Here is a 206-nt window from a genome sequence, read left to right as displayed (position 1 = left end):
TTCGCGCAGATCGACGCTGATTTTGCGGCCGCGCTTTGGCGCCTTGGGCAGTAACGGCTTGATCCGCTCCCACTCCTCGTCCGTCAGGTCAGTTGGATAACGCTTGGTCCTGCGCGCGATTTCGGCCATCCGGCCTCGGTTCTCTCGGGTCCACATCCCGAGCTTGAATCATCCCTCCCCGAGCCGCCACAAGCATTTTCAAACGG

1 protein-coding gene is annotated in these 206 nt (G+C 61.2%); it reads right to left on the bottom strand.

What is annotated here, in order from left to right; translation table 11 throughout:
- On the bottom strand, nucleotides 1-156 hold a 156-nt coding region (locus GSQ83_RS30615; RefSeq protein ID WP_371418037.1), incomplete at its 3' end, for a transposase.
- Nucleotides 157-206: the final 50 nt, after the last annotated feature.

This window comes from Acidisoma sp. L85 (assembly GCF_009765865.1).
In the GTDB taxonomy this organism is placed as follows: domain Bacteria; phylum Pseudomonadota; class Alphaproteobacteria; order Acetobacterales; family Acetobacteraceae; genus Acidisoma.
Note: the sequence above shows the minus strand (reverse complement) of the source record. Positions and strands in the feature narration are given on the sequence as shown.